The sequence below is a fragment of the Nocardia beijingensis NBRC 16342 genome, assembly GCF_001612785.1.
GTDB classification, from domain to species: Bacteria; Actinomycetota; Actinomycetes; order Mycobacteriales; family Mycobacteriaceae; genus Nocardia; species Nocardia beijingensis.
This window is the reverse complement of record NZ_BDBC01000112.1, coordinates 1-735: the sequence shown is the minus strand read 5'-3', so window position 1 is coordinate 735 and position 735 is coordinate 1. Positions and strand designations below refer to the sequence as shown.

Genomic DNA, 735 nt, shown 5'->3' with positions numbered 1-735 from the left:
GGGTCAGCGGGTGGAGCGTGGTCAGGTTTTGGCCGATGGTCCGTGCACCGACAACGGTGAGATGGCGTTGGGTAAGAACCTGCTGGTGGCGATCATGCCGTGGGAGGGTCACAACTACGAGGACGCGATCATCCTGTCGCAGCGGTTGGTGGAGCAGGACGTGCTGACCTCGATTCATATCGAGGAGCACGAGATCGATGCTCGTGACACCAAGCTGGGTGCCGAGGAGATCACCCGCGACATCCCGAATGTCTCCGATGAGGTGCTGGCGGATCTGGACGAGCGTGGCATCGTGCGCATCGGTGCGGAGGTGCGGGACGGGGACATCCTGGTCGGTAAGGTCACGCCGAAGGGTGAGACCGAGCTGACCCCCGAGGAGCGGCTGTTGCGGGCGATCTTCGGGGAGAAGGCCCGTGAGGTGCGGGACACCTCGTTGAAGGTGCCCCATGGTGAGTCCGGCAAGGTGATCGGTATCCGGGTGTTCTCCCGGGAGGACGACGACGATCTGCCGCCGGGTGTCAACGAGCTGGTGCGGGTGTATGTGGCGCAGAAGCGCAAGATCCAGGACGGTGACAAGCTCGCGGGCCGTCACGGCAACAAGGGTGTCATCGGCAAGATCCTGCCCACCGAGGACATGCCGTTCCTGCCGGACGGTACCCCGGTCGACATCATCCTCAACACCCACGGTGTGCCGCGTCGTATGAACATCGGCCAGATCCTGGAAACCCATTTGGG

General features: G+C 63.4%; 1 pseudogene. It reads left to right on the top strand.

What is annotated here, in order from left to right:
* A pseudogene (locus NB3_RS33825) lies at positions 1–735 on the top strand (DNA-directed RNA polymerase subunit beta); the annotation flags it as partial.